Genomic DNA, 278 nt, shown 5'->3' on the forward strand with positions numbered 1-278 from the left:
ACCTCCTGGGGTTACCCGACCCTTAGCGACTACAACCTCAACGTGACGGTCTCGTCGACCTCGGAGACCTCGGTCACCTGGCAGGTGACGATCAACCTGTCCAGCACGGACCTGCCGTTCGAGGCCACAGACCTCTCCGACAACCAGGGCGGCCTGGTCAAGGTCGACAGCAGTTCCTGTTCGGCCAGCCCCAGGACGGTGACCGTGAGGGGCACCACGAACTGGGGCAACTATCACAAGGTCAAGCCCGGGCAGTCGGCCAACCTTCAGGTTCATGG

Annotated in this window: 1 protein-coding gene; it reads left to right on the forward strand. The window is 62.9% G+C overall.

Translation table 11 applies throughout. The features are described from left to right. The coding region (locus tag BN358_RS26350; RefSeq protein ID WP_198018403.1) for a hypothetical protein at nt 1–278 on the forward strand (278 nt) is incomplete at both ends.

The sequence above is a fragment of the Sedimentibacter sp. B4 genome (assembly GCF_000309315.1).
GTDB lineage: Bacteria > Bacillota > Clostridia > Tissierellales > Sedimentibacteraceae > Sedimentibacter > Sedimentibacter saalensis.